1 rRNA gene is annotated in these 294 nt (G+C 43.5%); it reads left to right on the top strand.

Going from position 1 to position 294, the window contains the following annotated elements:
- Positions 1–204: 204 nt before the first annotated feature.
- Positions 205–294 (top strand): 23S ribosomal RNA (locus tag MUU47_RS00050); the annotation flags it as partial.

A 294-nucleotide genomic window follows, 5' to 3' on the forward strand; every position in this document is an offset into this window, starting at 1 on the left:
CTTTACTGCTTAAAATAAACTTCAGAGTGTACCTGAAAAGGTGTACTGCGAAGTTTTTGCTCTTTAAAAATCTGGATCAAGCTGAAAATTGAAACGACACACTGTTTCCTTTCTCCGTAATAAGAAAGGAAAATACGGTGTGTTCGAGTCTCTCAAATTATCGCAAGTCGATGATGAATCGAAAGAAACATCTTCGGGTTGTGAGGTTAAGCGACTAAGCGTACACGGTGGATGCCCTGGCAGTCAGAGGCGATGAAGGGCGTGCTAATCTGCGATAAGCGTCGGCGAGGTGAT

Source organism: Scandinavium hiltneri (assembly GCF_024764835.1).
Classification (GTDB): Bacteria; Pseudomonadota; Gammaproteobacteria; order Enterobacterales; family Enterobacteriaceae; genus Scandinavium; species Scandinavium hiltneri.